At 57.9% G+C, this 22,500-nt stretch carries 10 protein-coding genes, 2 tRNA genes and 6 rRNA genes (1 of these 18 only partly in view); 7 read left to right on the top strand and 11 right to left on the bottom strand.

Going from position 1 to position 22,500, the window contains the following annotated elements:
- A partial coding sequence (locus HU764_RS24420; RefSeq protein ID WP_217835017.1) for a retention module-containing protein occupies positions 1 to 939 on the bottom strand: 939 nt, incomplete at its 3' end.
- A 350-nt stretch (positions 940 to 1,289) separates the two neighbouring features.
- Between HU764_RS24420 and HU764_RS24425 the strand changes: the two genes are divergently transcribed.
- Genes HU764_RS24425 through HU764_RS24435 form a run of 3 tightly spaced genes read left to right on the top strand, consistent with a single transcriptional unit; the run spans position 1,290 to position 6,194 of the window.
- The gene (locus tag HU764_RS24425) at positions 1,290 to 2,627 is read left to right on the top strand and encodes a TolC family outer membrane protein (protein ID WP_099452579.1); all 1,338 of its coding nucleotides are present in this window, start codon (positions 1,290 to 1,292) and stop codon (positions 2,625 to 2,627) included.
- A gap of 44 nt (positions 2,628 to 2,671) precedes the next feature.
- Positions 2,672 to 4,828: a type I secretion system permease/ATPase gene (locus tag HU764_RS24430; RefSeq protein ID WP_186704242.1), complete on the top strand. Its 2,157-nt coding sequence runs from the start codon at positions 2,672 to 2,674 to the stop codon at positions 4,826 to 4,828.
- A gap of 7 nt (positions 4,829 to 4,835) precedes the next feature.
- Positions 4,836 to 6,194 carry an HlyD family type I secretion periplasmic adaptor subunit gene (locus HU764_RS24435; RefSeq protein WP_186683338.1) on the top strand — a complete coding sequence of 453 codons (1,359 nt, stop codon included), beginning with the start codon at positions 4,836 to 4,838 and terminating at the stop codon, positions 6,192 to 6,194.
- Positions 6,195 to 6,308: 114 nt separating this feature from the next.
- On the opposite strand, the gene lapD is transcribed toward HU764_RS24435, so the two are convergent.
- The gene (lapD, locus tag HU764_RS24440; RefSeq protein ID WP_027595478.1) at positions 6,309 to 8,255 is read right to left on the bottom strand and encodes a cyclic di-GMP receptor LapD; all 1,947 of its coding nucleotides are present in this window, start codon (positions 8,253 to 8,255) and stop codon (positions 6,309 to 6,311) included.
- Between the two features lie 10 nt (positions 8,256 to 8,265).
- Positions 8,266 to 9,027 carry a cysteine protease LapG gene (lapG, locus tag HU764_RS24445; RefSeq protein ID WP_172960332.1) on the bottom strand — a complete coding sequence of 254 codons (762 nt, stop codon included), beginning with the start codon at positions 9,025 to 9,027 and terminating at the stop codon, positions 8,266 to 8,268.
- Positions 9,028 to 9,232: 205 nt separating this feature from the next.
- Between lapG and HU764_RS24450 the strand changes: the two genes are divergently transcribed.
- The 4 genes from HU764_RS24450 to HU764_RS24465 all read left to right on the top strand — a co-directional run bounded on the left by HU764_RS24450 (position 9,233) and on the right by HU764_RS24465 (position 14,093).
- A complete protein-coding gene (locus HU764_RS24450) occupies positions 9,233 to 9,922 on the top strand; it encodes a GntR family transcriptional regulator (RefSeq protein WP_186704243.1) in 690 nt (229 codons plus the stop codon).
- Between the two features lie 115 nt (positions 9,923 to 10,037).
- Entirely contained in the window at positions 10,038 to 10,541 is a 504-nt protein-coding gene (locus tag HU764_RS24455) for a sigma-70 family RNA polymerase sigma factor (RefSeq protein WP_099452576.1), read from the top strand.
- Positions 10,538 to 11,506 (top strand): FecR domain-containing protein, encoded by a 969-nt coding sequence (locus tag HU764_RS24460; protein WP_186704244.1) that lies wholly within the window; start codon positions 10,538 to 10,540, stop codon positions 11,504 to 11,506. Before HU764_RS24455 ends, HU764_RS24460 begins: the two co-directional genes overlap by 4 nt.
- 217 nt (positions 11,507 to 11,723) lie before the next feature.
- Complete coding sequence (locus HU764_RS24465; RefSeq protein ID WP_225935775.1) at positions 11,724 to 14,093, top strand: TonB-dependent siderophore receptor; 2,370 nt, start codon at positions 11,724 to 11,726, stop codon at positions 14,091 to 14,093.
- A gap of 53 nt (positions 14,094 to 14,146) precedes the next feature.
- Here the strand turns inward: HU764_RS24465 and rrf (HU764_RS24470) are convergent.
- The 8 genes from rrf (HU764_RS24470) to HU764_RS24505 all read right to left on the bottom strand — a co-directional run.
- Positions 14,147 to 14,262 (bottom strand): 5S ribosomal RNA (rrf, locus tag HU764_RS24470).
- A 109-nt stretch (positions 14,263 to 14,371) separates the two neighbouring features.
- Positions 14,372 to 14,487, bottom strand: a 5S ribosomal RNA gene (rrf, locus tag HU764_RS24475).
- 128 nt (positions 14,488 to 14,615) lie between these two features.
- A 23S ribosomal RNA gene (locus HU764_RS24480) occupies positions 14,616 to 17,508 on the bottom strand.
- 229 nt (positions 17,509 to 17,737) lie between these two features.
- A tRNA-Ala gene (locus HU764_RS24485) sits at positions 17,738 to 17,813 on the bottom strand.
- Positions 17,814 to 17,837: 24 nt separating this feature from the next.
- A tRNA-Ile gene (locus HU764_RS24490) sits at positions 17,838 to 17,914 on the bottom strand.
- Positions 17,915 to 18,001: 87 nt separating this feature from the next.
- A 16S ribosomal RNA gene (locus HU764_RS24495) occupies positions 18,002 to 19,538 on the bottom strand.
- Between the two features lie 450 nt (positions 19,539 to 19,988).
- Positions 19,989 to 20,104 (bottom strand): 5S ribosomal RNA (gene rrf / locus HU764_RS24500).
- A gap of 128 nt (positions 20,105 to 20,232) precedes the next feature.
- Positions 20,233 to 22,500, bottom strand: a 23S ribosomal RNA gene (locus HU764_RS24505); it runs 625 nt beyond the window's last position.
- Together the 16S, 23S and 5S rRNA genes with 2 tRNA genes alongside form the textbook arrangement of a ribosomal RNA operon.

Raw genomic sequence — 22,500 nt, forward strand, 5'->3', positions numbered from 1 at the left:
GGTGACCGGCGTCTGGGCAGGGTTGCTCAGGGTCACGGTGTAGGTGATCACGCCGCCTTCGGTCACCGAAGGGGTGGCGGTTAAGGTCGCCGTGGTGGTGTCGATGGTATCGGTAATCTGCGTAACCGCCGGCGTTTGCGGCAGGGTCACGATCAGACCGTTACCACCGGTGGTGCCGGTTACGGTGGTCGAAATCTGACCACCGTCGATGTACGGCGTGTCATTGGCCGGGATGGTGACGTTGACGCTACCGCTGGTCTGCCCTGCCGGAATGACGATCACTGCGCCGTTGGCCAGGGTGACGATCAGGTTGGACGTCGGCGCCTGGCCAACTGTCGCGGTGTAAACGATTACGCCACCCGCTTCGGTGATGGAAGGGGTGGCGTTGAGTACAAGGGCGGTGGAGACGTTGGTCTCCGTTGTGGGCGGAATGACCTGGTTGTTGTTGCTGGTGTCCACCGCGCCAACGTCTTCATTGTCCAGCGCTGCGGCAAAGCCCAACGGGCCGGTCGGGAAGCCGATGCTCGGGTCGACCCGGCCTGCGGTCTCCTCAAGCATGACGAAGCTGTGGCCACCGCCCAGCGCACCGCCACCGCCCGCCGCTGCCGGGCCTGCTGCGGTAGCTTCAAGCTCGGTGGTCGGGTCGACACCCGCGGCGATCGCCTGCTGCAGCTCTTCCACCGACGGTGCAGCCTGCGCAGTGGCCTGGCTCAGGTCGGCGCTGCTGTAAGGCGCATCCGCGCTCCACTGGCTGTCACGGCCCAGGTCGAGCATACGGCCGTCGGCCAACTCGAGGGTTACCGCGCCGCCTGGGCCGGTGAGGACTTCCTCACCCGCCAACAGGCGGTCACCTTCGATGAGTACACGCCGGATGCCCTCTGGGGATACCGCAATAACCTGGCCGACAATGCTTTTGACGATGGCTACAACGCTGCTCATTGGACTCTCCGTGTGACCCGATTGGGGTACTTCCCTGCCAGAGCGGCGCTCTTTAAAGCCACTTCAGGCGGAACTGTGTAGATTGATGTGTTGACGATTTTTGACGTCAAAATTCCGTCTATAACTGTTTGGAATTAACTATCTGCCAAACTATTGACCTTATACTCGCCATCCTAAACAATCGGCAATGTAATGTCACATTGATATTTGCACCTTTGCCACCCCTTCCTTTAGTACTAATCCAGTGCCCGTCGGAAGTTCGCTCATCGGTCAGATCAGGTGCCATTTTCCAGGCCCTGAAAACCTCAACCGTGATTCAGGACAACTGCGCCTTCGGGAACCCGCCAAAAATGCGTGCGTCACTGTTTACCGTTCTTCCCATCACCCTAGCCGCCACGTTCGTACAAGCACAATCCTTGCCCGAAGCCATGCAAACAGCCCTTGAGCGACACCCGGAAATCCAGGCCGGCGTGAATGCTCGCGTGGCCGCGGATTACCAGCTGCGCGCGGCCAAGGGCGGCTACTTGCCGAGGGTCGATGTAACGGCGGGCTATGGGCGCGAAGGTACCGATAGCCCGAGCACCGGTAACCGCTGGGACACACTGAACAGAGGTGAGTCAGCAATCCGTCTTCGCCAAATGGTTTTTGACGGTTTTGCCACGTCAAACGAAGTCGACCGTCAACAAGCCACCGCCAACGCCCGGGCCTACTCCCTGATGGGCACCTCCGAGCGCACCGCACTCGACGTCGCCCAGGTGTATCTGGATGTGCTGTCGCGGCGCGAGATGGTGCGCCTGGCCGAAGACAACCTGAGCAACCACGAACGTATTCTGGATCAGATCAAACTGCGCACCAGCCGCGGCGTCGGCCGCCTGGCTGACCTGGACCAGGCCGAGGCACGCCTGGCGCAGGCGCAAAACAACTTGATCACTGAGAAGACCAACCTGGCCGATGCCAGCACCAATTACCTCAGCGTCGTCGGCCAGATGCCCGATGAATTGAGCGCACCGGCGCCGTTCATCGACCTGCTGCCGGCCACGCTGGAGGAAGCCCGCACACAGTTGGTAGAAAGCAGCCCGGTGCTGCGCTCGGCCGAATCAGACGTTGCCGCCGCAGAAAAACAGTACGAGGCCGCAAAGTCGTCCTTCTACCCCCGTTTCGATGCAGAACTCGGACGAACGGCGGATAACAATATCGACGGCACAGCAGGCCATAACAACGAATGGCAGGCTATGCTGCGAATGAACTTCAACCTGTATGCTGGCGGCAGCAACAAGGCAGACCTGGAGTCCAAGTCGTACCTGTCCAACCAGGCGCTGGATATCCGCAACAATGCCTTGCGTCAGCTCAATGAAGAGTTGGGCCTGGCATGGAATGCTCAGGAGAACGCCAACGCCCAGTTGCCGATCGCCCAGCAGTACGTCGATCACAGCAACCGTGTGCGCAGCGCCTACCAACAGCAATTCAGCCTGGGCGAGCGAACCCTGCTCGACTTGCTCGACAGCGAGAATGAAACCTTCACTGCCCAGCGTCGCCTGGTGGAAGTGAAGAACATACAATTGTTTACTCAGTATCGAATCAAGGCGACCATTGGCCAACTGCTCAAGAGTCAGGGTGTCGTAGCCCCGATGGCCACTGTTGTGCAGAACGATCTGAAACCAAGGGTGAGCCTACCAGGCCTGAACTGAAGCGCACCCTGCCCCACCCACCGCAAGGATGAAGAGAGCGCCGCGTGGAATCCGAAGTCAGTCGAGTCCAACTCAGCCACGATCCACGCAGTCAGCATGACGATCCCTTGCTGGATAGTCTGCTGAGCCTGTGTGTCCTGCACCAGAAACCTGCAAGCCGGGTCATGCTGACCACCGGCCTGCCGCTGCCCGCGCAGCGCCTGAGCCCCGAGCTGCTGCCCCGTGCGGCGGCCAGGGCCGGCCTGCAGGGGCGGCTGCTGCAGCGTAAACTGGAGCAGATCCCCAGTATCGCAATGCCTGCCATGCTGTTGCTCAAGGAAGGCCGCAGCGCCGTCCTGCTGGGCTGGGAGAATGAAGACACCGCACGCCTGCTGCTCAGCGAGAGCGATGGTGGCGAGGTGCACGTCAGCCGCGAAGCGCTGCTCAGTGACTACAGCGGGCGTGTGTTCTTCGCCCAGCCGCAGCACAAGTTCGACGTCAACCACGGCAACCTCATCCCGCGCGCGAAATCCTGGTTCCGCGACACCTTGCTGCGCAGCAAATGGCTGTATATCGACGCCATCGCCGCCAGCCTGGTGATCAACCTGATCGCCTTGGCAGCGCCGCTGTTCGTCATGAACGTGTATGACCGGGTGGTGCCCAACCAGGCGACCTCGACCCTTTGGGTACTGGCCGTCGGTATCGCCGGGGCCTACTTCTTCGACCTGATCCTCAAGGGCCTGCGCGGCCTCTGCCTGGACTTGGCCGGCAAGAAGACCGACCTGATCATCTCGGCGACCTTGTTCGAACGCATTGTCGGGATGTCGATGAAGTACCGCCCGGCGCGGGTCGGCAGCTTTGCCCAGAATATCCATGAGTTCCAGGGTTTACGCGACTTCCTCGCCTCTTTGACCCTGACCAGCCTCATCGACCTGCCGTTTACGCTGCTGATCCTGATCGTCATCGCCATGATTGGCGGGCACCTGGTGTGGATCCCGATCATCGCCTTCCCGCTGGCCCTGGGCATCGGTTACGCCCTGCAACGGCCGCTGATGGCGACCATGGAGCGGACCATGGCCCTGGCCTCGGAACGCCAGTCGAGCCTGATCGAGACCCTGGCAGGCCTGGATGCGGTCAAGGTCAACAACGCCGAAAGCGAGCGCCAGTACATGTGGGAACAGACGCTCGGCACCCTCAGCCGTCTGGAACTGCGCGTGAAGGTGCTGTCGAGCCTGGCGATGAACATCACCCTGCTGATCCAGCAACTGGCTGGCGTGGCGATGATTTGCGTCGGTGTCTACATGATCATCGACGGCAACCTGAGCATGGGTGGTCTGGTCGCCTGTTACATGCTCAGCGGCCGTGCCCTTGGCCCGCTGGGGCAGCTCAATGGTTTGCTGGCCCGCTATCAGCAGGCCAAGGTGACCATGGTCTCCACCGACCACATGATGGAGCTGCCGCAGGAGCGCAACTTCGAAGAACGCCCACTGAGCCGCCGGGTGCTGCAGGGCAGCATCGAGTTCCGTGGGGTGGACTTCACCTACCCTAACCAGCAGAACCTGGCCCTCAAGAACATCAACCTGACCATTCGCCCCGGCGAGAAGGTGGGCATCATTGGCCGTAGCGGTTCGGGCAAGAGCTCGTTGGCCAAGCTGATCGTTGGCCTGTATGAATCCGACGGCGGGTCGCTGCTGGTCGATGGCGTGGATATCCGCCAGATCGACGTCAGCGAGCTACGCCACAATATCGGCTACGTGCCCCAGGACATCCAGCTGATGGCCGGCACCCTGCGCGACAACCTGGTCAGCGGCGCCCGCTACATCGAAGACGAAATGATCCTGCAGGCCGCAGAGCTGGCAGGTGTTCATGAGTTTGCCAGGCTGCACCCTGACGGCTATGAGCTGCAGGTGGGCGAGCGCGGCCAGAACCTCTCCGGCGGCCAGCGGCAGAACGTCGCCCTGGGCCGTGCATTGCTGCTCAACCCACAGATCCTGCTGCTCGACGAACCGACCAGCGCCATGGACAACACCGGTGAAGAGCGCCTCAAGCAGCGCCTGCAGGCGGTCATCGAAAACAAGACGGTGCTGCTGGTGACCCACCGCGCCTCGTTGCTGTCGTTGGTGGACCGGCTGATCGTGATCGATCGCGGGCAGATTGTCGCCGACGGCCCGAAAGCCGCGGTCATGGATGCGCTGAAGAAGGGGCAGATCAGTGTTGCATAAGCTCGATATGGGGCAATTCAAGGATGGCCTGCGGCGCTACTTCAAAGGCTCCGACTCGCTTGGCGGGCAGCCACTGCCTGAGGTCAACAAGGCGCTGATCGAGGACGCGCCACGGGTGGTTCGCCTGACCATCTGGGGTGTGATCGCGTTTTTCGTGTTCATGATCGTCTGGGCCAGCGTCGCGCCGATCGATGAGGTCACGCGCGGCGAAGGCAAGGCCATTCCGTCCTCCAAGGTGCAGAAGATCCAGAACCTTGAGGGCGGCATCATCGCCGAGATCTATGCCAAGGAAGGGCAAATCGTCGAAGTCGGCCAGCCCTTGCTGCGCCTGGACGAAACCCGCTTCGCCTCCAACGTCGGTGAAACCGAGGCCGACCGCCTGGCCATGGCGCTGCGTGTCGAACGCCTGAGTGCCGAGGTCGAAGACCGCCCGCTGAAAATCGATGAAGAACTGCGCAAGGCAGCGCCCAACCAGGCAGCCAACGAAGAGTCGCTGTACCTGAGCCGGCGCCAGCAACTGCAGGACGAAATCGGCGGCCTGCAGCAACAGTTGGTACAGCGCCAGCAAGAGCTGCGCGAGTACACCTCCAAGCGCGCCCAGTACGCCAACAGCCTGCAACTGCTGCGTCAGGAAATCGCGATGTCCGAGCCGCTGGTGGCCCAGGGCGCGATTTCCCAGGTCGAAGTGCTGCGCCTGCGCCGTGCCGAAGTGGAGAACCGTGGCCAGATGGACTCCACCGCGCTGGCCATCCCGCGCGCCGAGGCGGCCATCCGCGAAGTGCAGAGCAAGGTCGAGGAGACACGCGGCAAGTTCCGTAGCGAGGCGCTGACCCAGCTCAACGAGGCCCGCACCGAGCTCAACAAGGCCACTGCCACCAGCAAGGCGTTGGATGACCGGGTACACCGCACCATGGTCACCTCGCCGGTACGCGGTATCGTCAAGCAGCTGCTGGTCAACACCATCGGCGGGGTCATCCAGCCGGGTAGCGACATCGTCGAAGTGGTGCCGCTGGACGACACGCTGGTCATCGAGGCGAAAATCCTGCCCAAGGACATTGCCTTCCTGCACCCTGGGCAGGAAGCGACCGTCAAGTTCACCGCCTATGACTACACCATCTACGGTGGCCTGAAGGCCAAGCTGGAACAGATCGGTGCCGACACCATCACCGATGAAGACAAGAAGACCACGTACTACCTGATCAAGTTGCGCACCGACCGCAGCCACTTGGGCACCGACGAGAAGCCGCTGCTGATCATCCCCGGGATGGTGGCGACGGTGGATATCATGACCGGCAAGAAGACCATCATGAGCTACTTGCTCAAGCCGATCATGAAGGCGCGGTCGGAAGCCTTGCGCGAGCGTTGAGTCTTACGCAATCCCGGTAGGAGCAGCCTTGTGCTGCGAAGAGGCCAGTGGCAGTACCGAGAATCTTCTGTGCTGCCGCTGGCCTCTTCGCAGCACAAGGCTGCTCCTACCCGTTCAGCGCCAGGGTGCGGGCTCACCCACCAACTGCCCCTGAATACCACCCACGCCCATTTCCCGCAGCACCAACCTTTCCCCTTCCGTCTCGACCCGTTCAGCAATCAACGGCAGGTCGATGCTGTGCGCCGCGCGCTGTATCGCTTCGATGAACAGGCGCTTGTGTTGTTCATGGTCGATGTTACGGATATAGCTACCATCGATCTTCAGGTACGCAAGGCCCAGGTGCGCCAGGTTGCCAATCATGCTGAACCGCCCGCCAAAGCGCTGCAGCGCCAGCCCGAAGCCATGCGCGTGCAGGCGCCGGGTTAGCTGTTCGAGGGCTGACTGTTCGGGCAATTGCTCTTCGCCGATCTCGAATGTCAGGCGTGGGCCCAGCGCCGCATGCTGGCTCAACAGCTCGTAGACGCGTTGCAGCGCCTTGGGGTCGGCCAAGGTTGCAGCGGACAGGTTCAGCGCCAGCACCTGATCATGAGTGCGCAGGTGGGCAAGCACCTTTTCCAGCACCAGCAGATCCAGGCGCGGCATCCAGCCAAAGCGCTCCAGCCAAGGCAAGAAGCGCCCGGCCGGCAATGCCTCGCCCTGCTCATCGTGCAAACGCGAGATCACTTTGTGGTGCAGTACCCGTTGCCCTGTGCCGCAGTCCACCACCGGCTGGAAGAACAGTTCGAATTGCCCATTGACGAAGGCCTGGTCGAGCCGCTCATGCCAGGCATGATGGCTATCACCGGCCACCGCGGCCGCACCCTGTTCAAGGCACACCCAGCCCGGCGCAGGCTGGTTTTCGGCACGCGCCAGGGCCTCGTCGGCGAGCTTCAGCAATGCCTGCGGCGCATCGCCGGGGGTAAATGGCGCAAGGCCGATGCACGCCACCGGGTCGACATCACTGGCGCCCGTCTCGTGCAGACTCTGCAGTGTCGCCTCCAGGGCCTGGGCAAGCTGTACCGCTTCTTCATGCACCATGCCCGGCGCCAGCACGGCGAACTCGCCCCCACGGCTGCGCGAGATCAGGTCTTTGGTCTCCGGGTAGCTCGCACAGGTGCGGCGCAGCTGCTCACCCACTGCCTGCAACAGCTGATCGGTGCGCTGCCCGCCCAGGCGCGCGTTAAGGCCTGCCAGGCCCTGAACCCGCAGCAACAGCAAGTAACCGGCGCGCGCCTCTTCCAGGTTGCTGACGCGCGTATTCAGTTGCATCTCGAAATAGCGGCGGTTGGACAAGCCGGTGAGGCTGTCCTGGTAGGACTCTGCACGCAGCCGCTCACTGCGCTCGGCCTGCTCGGTAAACAGTGCCTTGAGCTTCTCGACCATCTGGTTCATTGCCTGCACCACACGGCGCAGCTCAGGGGTGCGCGGCAGGTCTGGCAGGCTGAGGAATTCGCGCCGAGCGATGGCATGGGATTGCTCGACCATGTAATCCAGCGGCCGCAATTGCCGACGCAGCAACAAGGCGCCGAGCACCGCGCTGGCGGCACCGCACAGCAACAACCAACCCAGGCTGCCCAACGCACTCTGCCAGAGCTTGGCAATGGCGAACATCGGATGGCTGATCACCTCCACCCGCGCCGCCTGCTGCCAGCCACGGCTAACGATGGCATCCCCACCTGCGGCTTCAAGGCCGATGAGGTGGACGAACCAGGCCGGCACACCCCCTGGGTCGGGCTCGGCGTGGCGCTCCACCAGCACGGCATTGGAGCCCAGGTCGACAACCTTGATGCTCGCATAGTAGCCACTGTCGAAGATCGAGCTGACCATCAGTTCGACCATCGCCGGGTCGTCGATGTTAGGCGTCAGCGACAGCGCCAAGGCAGTGGCCGCGTCCTGGGCGTGCGAGCGCAGCTGGTTGACGTACTGGCTGCGCGAGCTCTCCAGGCTGACCATGAAGCTGCCGCTGAAAGCGACCACCAGGAACAGGCAAATGGCCAACAGCAATTGTTTGAACAGTGACATCTGTGCTCCTTCAGTAAACCGGCTCGGCCGGGAACCCTTCGGCCTGCATTTTCTTCAGCAAATCCTGCCAACGTGACAGGCGCTTGGTATCGCCGACCTTCTTGTTGCCGGCGGCGCCTGTCAGCCACAAGCCCTCGCCATTGAAGGCGTACACCGGCAGCAAGTCGGGGCGCTGGCTCGCCGGCTTGATGGCATCCATCAGGCTGTCGAGCACCAACGGCTGAGCCTGTGGGCTGGCATAATAGGTCAGTACCATGTGCGCCCGGTTCTGCCGCAGCGCCTTGACGTAGGTGATGCGCAGCTTCTCGCTGGGGATGCCCATACGTCGCAGACTGAAATACTTGGCAATAGCGTAGTCCTCGCAATCACCGGCCCCCTTGATCAGGGCCTGGACCGGCGTGGCCCAGTAATCGACCTCATGCCACAAGTCGATGTCTTCGACGTAGCGCAATTGCTGGTTGAAGAAGCGATTGACCACTTGCAGCCGTTCCAGCTCACTGCCCTGCTTCTGCGTGGCCATCAGGTTCTGCCAGGCGTCGATACGCCCCTGCCCCGCGCCAAGCGGGCCATACAGCGCCTGCGACTGGCGGCTGATCTGGGAAAAATCCCAGTCCGCGTGCAAGCCGCCCAGTAGCAAGCTACCCAGCAGCGCGGCAAGGCCGACACGTCGCACAGCGGTTTTGAACATCCAGGATATCGCCACTGCGAAGACCTGTTCAGACCCGTCGAAAGCAGCGATGGTGCGGCCTGCCCGTGCAAAAAACAATGGCACCCTGCAATCACGCAGCCAATGGTCGGGCCATACTGACTTTATGGCTATCTCGTTCTATGTACCGCTTCCTTTGCCAAGCGACTTCATACACCATAGCCGCGGCCTTGGGTCGGCCGCTCCAGTGCGGTCGACGGTTTGACAAGCCCCCTTGCCTGTTACTAGTGTCATTGGATCCAACTTTTCTTATCGTCGAGGCAGACTCCGCGTGGCCGAGAAAATCAAACTGAGCAACGTGCTGGCTAGCGAACAGCTATCCCCACACATGGCACGTGCTGTTATCGAGGAGCGCCTGCGCAGCGCCATTCTTGATGGTCGTCTGCCGCCAGGTACTGCCGTGCGTCAGCAAGAGCTTGCCACCTTGTTCGGGGTCAGCCGCATGCCCGTGCGCGAGGCCTTGCGCCAGCTCGAAGCGCAGTCGCTGCTGAACGTGGAGATGCACAAGGGCGCAGTGGTTGCGCCCTTGATTGGCGAAGACGCGGTGGACACCTACGCCCTGCGTGTTCTGCTCGAAAGCGAGGCCCTGCGCCAGTCCATTCCGTTGCTCGATGCCGATGACATCGCCCGCGCGCGCGGGTATATCCAGCAACTGGAAAACGAAACCCGTCACGCCGAAATCGGCCGCCTCAACCGCCTGTTCCACATGGCCCTGTACAGCAAGGCGCCGAACAAGAAGTTACTGCGCCTGATCGAGAACGAACTGAACGAAGAAGAGCGCTTTCTGCGCTTCCATCTTTCGTCGATGGGGCTGGGCAAGCTCACCCAGGACGATCACAACACGCTGGTGGATGCGGCCAGCGACAAGCTGGTGGATGAAGCGGTCGCGGTGCTTGAGCAGCACTTGAACTCAGGGGCGCGTGTTATCAGGCAGTATCTGGATTCACAGCTAGGGCGATAACCGGTTCTGAGCGGGATAGCCGGTCGCCCGACATCAGCCTGTTGCAAAATAAACGGGCTCCGCAAACAATGAGACTAATTATCATTTATGTCCATTGAAGCCAGCGCCCCCCTCCATGCCTTCCAATGACTCCGTGCAAACGCTCTACAGTGACCACCACGGCTGGTTGCATGCCTGGCTGCGTAGCAAGCTGGGTAACGCCGCCGATGCCGCAGACCTGGCCCAGGACACGTTCGTCCGGCTGTTACAGCGTGGCGAGCAGGTACAGCTCAATACGCCAAGGGCCTTCTTGCGCACCGTGGCGCGCGGGCTGGTGATCGATCACTGGCGCCGTGAAGAATTGCACCGGGCTTACCTTGAAGCCTTGGCCCACCTGCCGGAAGCTTCGGCACCCTCGGCGGAAACCCGCGAGGTGCTGCTCGAACTGCTGGAGCGTATCGCTCGCATGCTCGATGGCCTCAAGCCAAAGGTGCGCCGCGCTTTTCTGCTGGCCCAGTGCGAAGGGCTGAAACACCAGGCGATCGCCGAGCAGATGGGTATCTCGGTGCGCACTGTGGAGCGCTACATTGCTGATGCGCTTTATCATTGCTACCTGCTGCGCTTTGAAGACGAGCGATGACAGCCGCCGCTCCCTCCGCCAAAGCGGTCAAGCAAGCCATTCAGTGGATGCTCAGGCTACGAGAAAGCGGCAATAGCCCCGTGCTGCTGCAGCAATGCGAGCAGTGGCGTAGCGCACGGCACGAGCACGAACTGGCCTGGCAACGGGTGGTTCACCTGCATCAGGACCTTGACCTGCGCGCCATCCCCGGCGCGGGGGTTGCCCTGCAGACCTTGGAAACCAGCCAGCGGCGCCTGCACCGTCGCCAGGCGCTCAAGTTGCTTGGCTGCGCCGCCATGGCGGGCTCGGCGACATGGCTGGCCAAAGACCTCGATACCGTCAGCGGATGGGCAGCGGACTACGCGACTGCCACGGGCGAACGGCGCAGCTTCCGGCTGCCCGATGGCTCGCTGATGCAACTCAACACGCACAGTGCGGTAGACCTCGCTTTCGACGATCAGCAGCGCTTGCTCCGCCTCAGATATGGGGAGCTGATGCTCACGTGCAGTGACGTACCGAACCAGGCTCGCCCTCTGCTGGTACAGACGCAAGATGGCCTGCTCGAAGGTTTCGACGGGCGCTTTGTGGTGCGCCAGGAGCGAGACTGCACGCAGGTCAGCGTCAGCCACGGCAACGTGGCGATACACCGGCCGGGGAACGGCCAGGTGCAGTGGATTGCCAGCGGCCAGCACTGGCGCCTGGACACACAGGGCGCACAACGCCTGGAGAGCGTGGCCATGGACCCAGCTGCCTGGAGCGAAGGGCTGATCGTTACCCGCGACATGCGCTTGCGCGACTTTCTTGAACAGGTGAGCCGTTATCGCCACGGCTACCTGGGTTGCAGCGATGAGATTGCCGATTTACGCCTGTCAGGTGTGTTCCGCCTCGAGGCCCCTGAGCAGCTGCTGCAATTGCTTCCACAAACGCTGCCGGTGAGGCTTCGTCAACGCACGCGCTGGTGGATACGTGTGGAGCAGGTTGCCTGACCTCACCCAAGCGCTGATCTTTTTGGCGGGTTTTGGGTGCCGATCCGGCTAGGACAGTAAGCATCGTCTTCTGCCCTCCCACCCTTCAACGGACTCTTTCATGCCCATCGCCTCACCACACACACGCGCGCCCAACGAGAATGATTTTCGACCTGTCTTGAATTCAGCCACTCTGCGCAAAGCAGTCCAGGCAGCTGTGTTCGGCACAGCCTTGGGCATGTCCACCCTGCCCCTCCATGCTCTGGCCGCCGAAGCGCCCCAGGTTAGCCAGCAGTACGCGATCCCGGGTGGGGAACTGAACGATGTACTCAACCAGTTTGCCCGCCAGGCGGGGATCACCCTGTCGAGCACGCCGCAGTTGACCAACGGGTTGCAGTCCAATGGCTTGCAAGGGCATTACTCGCCTGATCAGGCCCTGCGCCAACTGCTCAATGGCAGCGGCCTGGAAGCCGTCAGCCAGGGTGGGCACAGCTACGTGCTGCGGGCCCAGCCTGAAGAGGCCGCCTTGTCGTTGCCAGACACCGACGTGCGCAGTTTTACCCTGGGTAATGCCCTGGGCAGCATGGACGGCTACAACGCCACGCACAGCCAGGTGGCCACCAAGACCAGCATGCCGTTGGTGGAAACCTCACAGTCGGTTTCGGTGGTCACCCGTCAACAGATGGACGACCAGGGCTCGCAGACCGTTGCCCAGGCCATGCGCTATACGCCAGGTGTGTTGACTAACCCCTATGGCGCCACGCACCGCTACGACTATGTGGCCATGCGCGGCTTCAACGACGGCTCGGTAGACAACATCTACGTCGATGGCCTGAAATCCATGGGTGACAACGGCACCTACAGCACCATGCAAGTGGACCCGTACTTCCTTGAGCGCATCGACATCCTGAAAGGGCCGTCTTCGGTACTCTATGGCCGCAGCTCCCCAGGGGGCCTGGTGGCACTGACCACCAAAAAGCCACTGTTCACGCCATTCCATCAAGTGCAGGCCACAGTCGGCACCCAGGGCCAGCGTGGCATGGGTTTCGACTTCAGCGGCCCGGTTGATGACGACAAACGTATCGCCTATCGCCTGACAGGTTTGGCCGATAGCGCTGATACCCAGTTCGACCACAACAAGGAAGAACGCTACGCCATAGCACCGGCTGTCAGCATCGACTTCACTGAAGACACATCGCTGACGCTCCAGGCGTATCTGCAGCATGACCCGAATGGTGGGTACCACGGCGGTAACCCGGCAGACGGCATGCTGCACAAGCGCAACGGGCTGCGTCTGTCAGACCACTTCTTTGAAGGCGAGCCTGGGATCGACAACTACGAACGCACTCAGCAGTCGTTCAGCTACCAGTTCGAGCACCGTTTCAACGACGTGTTCACCGCCCGACAGAACTTCCGCTACCAGGACTCTGACGTCTCGATGGACCAGGTGTATTCGGCCGGCTGGGCAGATGCCGACAGCAATATCCTCAACCGCGCCTATACCGGCGGCGACGAGCGCCTGCACTCTTACATCATCGATAACATGCTGCAGGCAGAGTTCTTCACCGGTGCGGCCAAGCATACCTTGCTGCTTGGCACCGACTATCAACGCCGCAAAGCCGACGTGGAATGGCGCTACGGCACGGTGGATGCGCTGGATGCCGGCAACCCTCAATATGGCAATGGCAACCTGCAGGTACTCGGCGAGAACCGCTACCAGCGTCGCCTGCAGCAGACAGGGGTGTATTTGCAGGACCTGGTCGAGCTCGACCAGTGGCGCTTCTCGCTGGGGCTGCGTCAGGACTGGGTGAAGGTTTCTGAGGAAAACCGCGACAGCAACACCAAGGTCAATGACGAGCGCACCAAGTTCACCACCCGAGCAGGCGTGCTCTACTTGTTCGAGAATGGCCTGGCGCCTTATGTCAGCTACTCGGAGTCGTTCAACCCCAATACCGTGTCCGACCAGGATGGCCGCCCACTGGCGCCAACCGAGGGCACCCAGTGGGAAGCAGGTATCAAGTACCAGCCGCCAGGCAGTGACAACCTGTTCACCGCCTCGGTGTTCCGCATCGAGCAAGAGAACCTTGCCTCCAAACAACCGAACGAAGAGTTCTATCGCCCTGTGGGTGAAGTTCGCTCACAAGGGCTGGAGCTGGAGGCCCATGTTCAGCTGACTGATAACCTCAAGCTGTTGGCCGGCTACACCTTTACCGACATCGAGTACGCCAAGACGATGCCGAGCCTGGTGTCGACCCAGTTGGACAACAAGGGTAATTCGCCCACCCAGGCGCCCAAGCAGATGTTTTCGCTGTGGGCCGACTACAACTTCCAGCAGGGGGCGTTGGACGGCCTGCGACTGGGCGGCGGGATGCGCTATGTGGGGTATAGCTGGGTTGATGCGGAAAACAGCATGAAGGTGCCCTCTTACACGCTGTTTGACGCTTCGATCGGGTATGACCTGGGCAAGGTCGGCCTCACCGGGGTGGATGTGCGCCTGAATGCGAACAACCTGACCAACGAAAGCTACATCACCTCATGTGCCAGCCTGAACTACTGCTACATGGGTGAAGAGCGAAACGTAAGCGCTACAGTCAGCTATCAATTCTGACCGGAAAAGACAAAGCCCCTGTCTGCATCGCAGACAGGGGCTTTGGGTTTGAATCTTGACGATGACCTACTCTCACATGGGGAAACCCCACACTACCATCGGCGATGCATCGTTTCACTGCTGAGTTCGGGATGGGATCAGGTGGTTCCAATGCTCTATGGTCGTCAAGAAATTCTGTGTGCCGGCCCGTCTTCAAGACGTGCCCGCGAATTTCTATGGCTTCTACTTAAAGACAAAACCCCTACCTGCTCACGCAGATAGGGGTTTTGCGAAATGAATCTTGACGATGACCTACTCTCACATGGGGAAACCCCACACTACCATCGGCGATGCATCGTTTCACTACTGAGTTCGGGATGGGATCAGGTGGTTCCAATGCTCTATGGTCGTCAAGAAATTCTGTAGCCAGAATGTCCAGATGGACAGCCCAGCGAATTCGGATATGCGATTTTGTGGTTACGAACTTTCGGTTGTTTCGTCTTCACCACCGCAATTCGCGCTAGCAAATTGCTTGGGTGTTATATGGTCAAGCCTCACGGGCAATTAGTATTGGTTAGCTCAACGCCTCACAGCGCTTACACACCCAACCTATCAACGTCGTAGTCTTCGACGGCCCTTTAGGGGATTCAAGATCCCAGTGAGATCTCATCTTGAGGCAAGTTTCCCGCTTAGATGCTTTCAGCGGTTATCTCTTCCGAACATAGCTACCCGGCAATGCCACTGGCGTGACAACCGGAACACCAGAGGTTCGTCCACTCCGGTCCTCTCGTACTAGGAGCAGCCCCTCTCAAATCTCAAACGTCCACGGCAGATAGGGACCGAACTGTCTCACGACGTTCTAAACCCAGCTCGCGTACCACTTTAAATGGCGAACAGCCATACCCTTGGGACCGGCTTCAGCCCCAGGATGTGATGAGCCGACATCGAGGTGCCAAACACCGCCGTCGATATGAACTCTTGGGCGGTATCAGCCTGTTATCCCCGGAGTACCTTTTATCCGTTGAGCGATGGCCCTTCCATACAGAACCACCGGATCACTAAGACCTACTTTCGTACCTGCTCGACGTGTTTGTCTCGCAGTCAAGCGCGCTTTTGCCTTTATACTCTACGACCGATTTCCGACCGGTCTGAGCGCACCTTCGTACTCCTCCGTTACTCTTTGGGAGGAGACCGCCCCAGTCAAACTACCCACCATACACTGTCCTCGATCCGGATAACGGACCTGAGTTAGAACCTCAAAGTTGCCAGGGTGGTATTTCAAGGATGGCTCCATGAGAACTGGCGTCCCCACTTCAAAGCCTCCCACCTATCCTACACAAGCAAATTCAAAGTCCAGTGCAAAGCTATAGTAAAGGTTCACGGGGTCTTTCCGTCTAGCCGCGGATACACTGCATCTTCACAGCGATTTCAATTTCACTGAGTCTCGGGTGGAGACAGCGCCGCCATCGTTACGCCATTCGTGCAGGTCGGAACTTACCCGACAAGGAATTTCGCTACCTTAGGACCGTTATAGTTACGGCCGCCGTTTACCGGGGCTTCGATCAAGAGCTTCGCTTGCGCTAACCCCATCAATTAACCTTCCGGCACCGGGCAGGCGTCACACCCTATACGTCCACTTTCGTGTTTGCAGAGTGCTGTGTTTTTAATAAACAGTCGCAGCGGCCTGGTATCTTCGACCGGCATGGGCTTACGGAGCAAGTCCTTAACCCTCGCCGGCGCACCTTCTCCCGAAGTTACGGTGCCATTTTGCCTAGTTCCTTCACCCGAGTTCTCTCAAGCGCCTTGGTATTCTCTACCTAACCACCTGTGTCGGTTTGGGGTACGGTTCCCAGTTATCTGAAGCTTAGGAGCTTTTCTTGGAAGCATGGCATCAACCACTTCGTCGCCTAAAGGCAACTCGTCATCAGCTCTCGGCCTTGAGATCCCGGATTTGCCTAAGATCTCAGCCTACCACCTTAAACTTGGACAACCAACGCCAAGCTGGCCTAGCCTTCTCCGTCCCTCCATCGCAATAACTGGAAGTACAGGAATATTAACCTGTTTTCCATCGACTACGCTTTTCAGCCTCGCCTTAGGGACCGACTAACCCTGCGTCGATTAACGTTGCGCAGGAAACCTTGGTCTTTCGGCGTGGGAGTTTTTCACTCCCATTGTCGTTACTCATGTCAGCATTCGCACTTCTGATACCTCCAGCAAGCTTCTCAACTCACCTTCACAGGCTTACAGAACGCTCCTCTACCGCATCACCAAAAGGTGATACCCGTAGCTTCGGTGCATGGTTTGAGCCCCGTTACATCTTCCGCGCAGGCCGACTCGACTAGTGAGCTATTACGCTTTCTTTAAAGGGTGGCTGCTTCTAAGCCAACCTCCTAGCTGTCTAAGCCTTCCCACATCGTTTCCCACTTAACCATGACTTTGGGACCTTAGCTGACGGTCTGGGTTGTTTCCCTTTTCACGACGGACGTTAGCACCCGCCGTGTGTCTCCCATGCTCGGCACTTGTAGGTATTCGGAGTTTGCATCGGTTTGGTAAGTCGGGATGACCCCCTAGCCGAAACAGTGCTCTACCCCCTACAGTGATACATGAGGCGCTACCTAAATAGCTTTCGAGGAGAACCAGCTATCTCCGAGCTTGATTAGCCTTTCACTCCGATCCACAGGTCATCCGCTAACTTTTCAACGGTAGTCGGTTCGGTCCTCCAGTCAGTGTTACCTAACCTTCAACCTGCCCATGGATAGATCGCCCGGTTTCGGGTCTATACCCAGCGACTAAACGCCCTATTAAGACTCGCTTTCGCTACGCCTCCCCTATTCGGTTAAGCTCGCCACTGAATATAAGTCGCTGACCCATTATACAAAAGGTACGCAGTCACCTAACAAAGTAGGCTCCCACTGCTTGTACGCATACGGTTTCAGGATCTATTTCACTCCCCTCTCCGGGGTTCTTTTCGCCTTTCCCTCACGGTACTAGTTCACTATCGGTCAGTCAGTAGTATTTAGCCTTGGAGGATGGTCCCCCCATATTCAGACAAAGTTTCTCGTGCTCCGTCCTACTCGATTTCATTGATAAGAGATTTTCGTGTACGGGGCTATCACCCACTATGGCCGCACTTTCCAGAGCGTTCCACTAATCTCAAACCAACTTAAGGGCTGGTCCCCGTTCGCTCGCCACTACTAAGGGAATCTCGGTTGATTTCTTTTCCTCAGGGTACTTAGATGTTTCAGTTCCCCTGGTTCGCCTCTTGCACCTATGTATTCAGTACAAGATACTCAGCTTATGCTGAGTGGGTTCCCCCATTCAGAGATCTCTGGATCACAGTCTGTTTGCCGACTCCCCAAAGCTTATCGCAGGCTACCACGTCTTTCATCGCCTCTGACTGCCAAGGCATCCACCGTATGCGCTTCTTCACTTGACCATATAACCCCAAGCAATCTGGTTATACTGTGAAGACGACATTCGCCGAAAATTCGTTTTGCTCTTTCGAGCCCACAAATTTTACCTTAGCCTGATTCACTACCAGTGAAAGTAGTGTTCAGTCTATTTCTATCACATATCCGAATTTTTAAAGAACGATCTGACAAAAGCCAGAAATCAACATTCGAAGCGAATGCTCATTTCTGAGTTTGATCAAAGTACTGCAAGAGTGGTGGAGCCAAGCGGGATCGAACCGCTGACCTCCTGCGTGCAAGGCAGGCGCTCTCCCAGCTGAGCTATGGCCCCGTATTCTACGGCTGAACCATGTAATGGTAGGTCTGGGCAGATTTGAACTGCCGACCTCACCCTTATCAGGGGTGCGCTCTAACCAACTGAGCTACAGACCTATAACAGGGTCGCGTTACAGCATCGTCTTTATACAAGTGAATCAAGCAATTCGTGTGGGAGCTCATCAGCAGGCTGATGTCGTCGATTAAGGAGGTGATCCAGCCGCAGGTTCCCCTACGGCTACCTTGTTACGACTTCACCCCAGTCATGAATCACACCGTGGTAACCGTCCTCCCGAAGGTTAGACTAGCTACTTCTGGTGCAACCCACTCCCATGGTGTGACGGGCGGTGTGTACAAGGCCCGGGAACGTATTCACCGCGACATTCTGATTCGCGATTACTAGCGATTCCGACTTCACGCAGTCGAGTTGCAGACTGCGATCCGGACTACGATCGGTTTTGTGAGATTAGCTCCACCTCGCGGCTTGGCAACCCTCTGTACCGACCATTGTAGCACGTGTGTAGCCCAGGCCGTAAGGGCCATGATGACTTGACGTCATCCCCACCTTCCTCCGGTTTGTCACCGGCAGTCTCCTTAGAGTGCCCACCATAACGTGCTGGTAACTAAGGACAAGGGTTGCGCTCGTTACGGGACTTAACCCAACATCTCACGACACGAGCTGACGACAGCCATGCAGCACCTGTGTCAGAGTTCCCGAAGGCACCAATCCATCTCTGGAAAGTTCTCTGCATGTCAAGGCCTGGTAAGGTTCTTCGCGTTGCTTCGAATTAAACCACATGCTCCACCGCTTGTGCGGGCCCCCGTCAATTCATTTGAGTTTTAACCTTGCGGCCGTACTCCCCAGGCGGTCAACTTAATGCGTTAGCTGCGCCACTAAAATCTCAAGGATTCCAACGGCTAGTTGACATCGTTTACGGCGTGGACTACCAGGGTATCTAATCCTGTTTGCTCCCCACGCTTTCGCACCTCAGTGTCAGTATCAGTCCAGGTGGTCGCCTTCGCCACTGGTGTTCCTTCCTATATCTACGCATTTCACCGCTACACAGGAAATTCCACCACCCTCTACCGTACTCTAGCTTGCCAGTTTTGGATGCAGTTCCCAGGTTGAGCCCGGGGCTTTCACATCCAACTTAACAAACCACCTACGCGCGCTTTACGCCCAGTAATTCCGATTAACGCTTGCACCCTCTGTATTACCGCGGCTGCTGGCACAGAGTTAGCCGGTGCTTATTCTGTCGGTAACGTCAAAACAGCAAGGTATTCGCTTACTGCCCTTCCTCCCAACTTAAAGTGCTTTACAATCCGAAGACCTTCTTCACACACGCGGCATGGCTGGATCAGGCTTTCGCCCATTGTCCAATATTCCCCACTGCTGCCTCCCGTAGGAGTCTGGACCGTGTCTCAGTTCCAGTGTGACTGATCATCCTCTCAGACCAGTTACGGATCGTCGCCTTGGTGAGCCATTACCTCACCAACTAGCTAATCCGACCTAGGCTCATCTGATAGCGCAAGGCCCGAAGGTCCCCTGCTTTCTCCCGTAGGACGTATGCGGTATTAGCGTTCCTTTCGAAACGTTGTCCCCCACTACCAGGCAGATTCCTAGGCATTACTCACCCGTCCGCCGCTGAATCGAAGAGCAAGCTCTCCTCATCCGCTCGACTTGCATGTGTTAGGCCTGCCGCCAGCGTTCAATCTGAGCCATGATCAAACTCTTCAGTTCAATACTGCTTGGGTTTTTAAGAAACCCTAAACTTGGCTCAGCAATCTCAAATGACTATGTAATTTCTCGCATGGTCACTTGTGATGCTGATAATCTTTGTGACTATCAGTCCATACTCACAAGCACCCACACGAATTGCTTGATTCAATTTGTTAAAGAGCGTTTGGTTAAGAGCTTTTCGTCTCAACCGAGGTGCGCATTCTACGCTTTCCTCAGGGCCTGTCAAGCGTTTATTTTGAAGTATTTTCCGAGAAACTCGTTTCACTTCAACCACTTAACTCGCTGCGATCTCTCGTAGCGGGAGGCGAATAATACAGCATTCAAAAACGCTGTCAACCACCTTTTTACAGCTGCTGAGCGGTCATTCAACCTAGTCAGCAAGAAGCTTGGGCTTCTACTTAAAGACAAAACCCCTACCTGCTCGCGCAGATAGGGGTTTTGCGAAATGAATCTTGACGATGACCTACTCTCACATGGGGAAACCCCACACTACCATCGGCGATGCATCGTTTCACTACTGAGTTCGGGATGGGATCAGGTGGTTCCAATGCTCTATGGTCGTCAAGAAATTCTGTAGCCAGAATGTCCAGATGGACAGCCCAGCGAATTCGGATATGCGATTTTGTGGTTACGAACTTTCGGTTCTTTCGTCTTCACCACCGCAATCTGCGCTAGCAAATTGCTTGGGTGTTATATGGTCAAGCCTCACGGGCAATTAGTATTGGTTAGCTCAACGCCTCACAGCGCTTACACACCCAACCTATCAACGTCGTAGTCTTCGACGGCCCTTTAGGGGATTCAAGATCCCAGTGAGATCTCATCTTGAGGCAAGTTTCCCGCTTAGATGCTTTCAGCGGTTATCTCTTCCGAACATAGCTACCCGGCAATGCCACTGGCGTGACAACCGGAACACCAGAGGTTCGTCCACTCCGGTCCTCTCGTACTAGGAGCAGCCCCTCTCAAATCTCAAACGTCCACGGCAGATAGGGACCGAACTGTCTCACGACGTTCTAAACCCAGCTCGCGTACCACTTTAAATGGCGAACAGCCATACCCTTGGGACCGGCTTCAGCCCCAGGATGTGATGAGCCGACATCGAGGTGCCAAACACCGCCGTCGATATGAACTCTTGGGCGGTATCAGCCTGTTATCCCCGGAGTACCTTTTATCCGTTGAGCGATGGCCCTTCCATACAGAACCACCGGATCACTAAGACCTACTTTCGTACCTGCTCGACGTGTTTGTCTCGCAGTCAAGCGCGCTTTTGCCTTTATACTCTACGACCGATTTCCGACCGGTCTGAGCGCACCTTCGTACTCCTCCGTTACTCTTTGGGAGGAGACCGCCCCAGTCAAACTACCCACCATACACTGTCCTCGATCCGGATAACGGACCTGAGTTAGAACCTCAAAGTTGCCAGGGTGGTATTTCAAGGATGGCTCCATGAGAACTGGCGTCCCCACTTCAAAGCCTCCCACCTATCCTACACAAGCAAATTCAAAGTCCAGTGCAAAGCTATAGTAAAGGTTCACGGGGTCTTTCCGTCTAGCCGCGGATACACTGCATCTTCACAGCGATTTCAATTTCACTGAGTCTCGGGTGGAGACAGCGCCGCCATCGTTACGCCATTCGTGCAGGTCGGAACTTACCCGACAAGGAATTTCGCTACCTTAGGACCGTTATAGTTACGGCCGCCGTTTACCGGGGCTTCGATCAAGAGCTTCGCTTGCGCTAACCCCATCAATTAACCTTCCGGCACCGGGCAGGCGTCACACCCTATACGTCCACTTTCGTGTTTGCAGAGTGCTGTGTTTTTAATAAACAGTCGCAGCGGCCTGGTATCTTCGACCGGCATGGGCTTACGGAGCAAGTCCTTAACCCTCGCCGGCGCACCTTCTCCCGAAGTTACGGTGCCATTTTGCCTAGTTCCTTCACCCGAGTTCTCTCAAGCGCCTTGGTATTCTCTACCTAACCACCTGTGTCGGTTTGGGGTACGGTTCCCAGTTATCTGAAGCTTAGGAGCTTTTCTTGGAAGCATGGCATCAACCACTTCGTCGCCTAAAGGCAACTCGTCATCAGCTCTCGGCCTTGAGATCCCGGATTTGCCTAAGATCTCAGCCTACCACCTTAAACTTGGACAACCAACGCCAAGCTGGCCTAGCCTTCTCCGTCCCTCCATCGCAATAACTGGAAGTACAGGAATATTAACCTGTTTTCCATCGACTACGCTTTTCAGCCTCGCCTTAGGGACCGACTAACCCTGCGTCGATTAACGTTGCGCAGGAAACCTTGGTCTTTCGGCGTGGGAGTTTTTCACTCCCATTGTCGTTACTCATGTCAGCATTCGCACTTCTGATACCTCCAGCAAGCTTCTCAACTCACCTTCACAGGCTTACAGAACGCTCCTCTACCGCATCACCAAAAGGTGATACCCGTAGCTTCGGTGCATGGTTTGAGCCCCGTTACATCTTCCGCGCAGGCCGACTCGACTAGTGAGCTATTACGCTTTCTTTAAAGGGTGGCTGCTTCTAAGCCAACCTCCTAGCTGTCTAAGCCTTCCCACATCGTTTCCCACTTAACCATGACTTTGGGACCTTAGCTGACGGTCTGGGTTGTTTCCCTTTTCACGACGGACGTTAGCACCCGCCGTGTGTCTCCCATGCTCGGCACTTGTAGGTATTCGGAGTTTGCATCGGTTTGGTAAGTCGGGATGACCCCCTAGCCGAAACAGTGCTCTACCCCCTACAGTGATACATGAGGCGCTACCTAAATAGCTTTCGAGGAGAACCAGCTATCTCCGAGCTTGATTAGCCTTTCACTCCGATCCACAGGTCATCCGCTAACTTTTCAACGGTAGTCGGTTCGGTCCTCCAGTCAGTGTTACCTAACCTTCAACCTGCCCATGGATAGATCGCCCGGTTTCGGGTCTATACCCAGCGACTAAACGCCCTATTAAGACTCG

Origin of the sequence: Pseudomonas kermanshahensis, from assembly GCF_014269205.2 — a bacterium.
Classification (GTDB): Bacteria; Pseudomonadota; Gammaproteobacteria; order Pseudomonadales; family Pseudomonadaceae; genus Aquipseudomonas; species Aquipseudomonas kermanshahensis.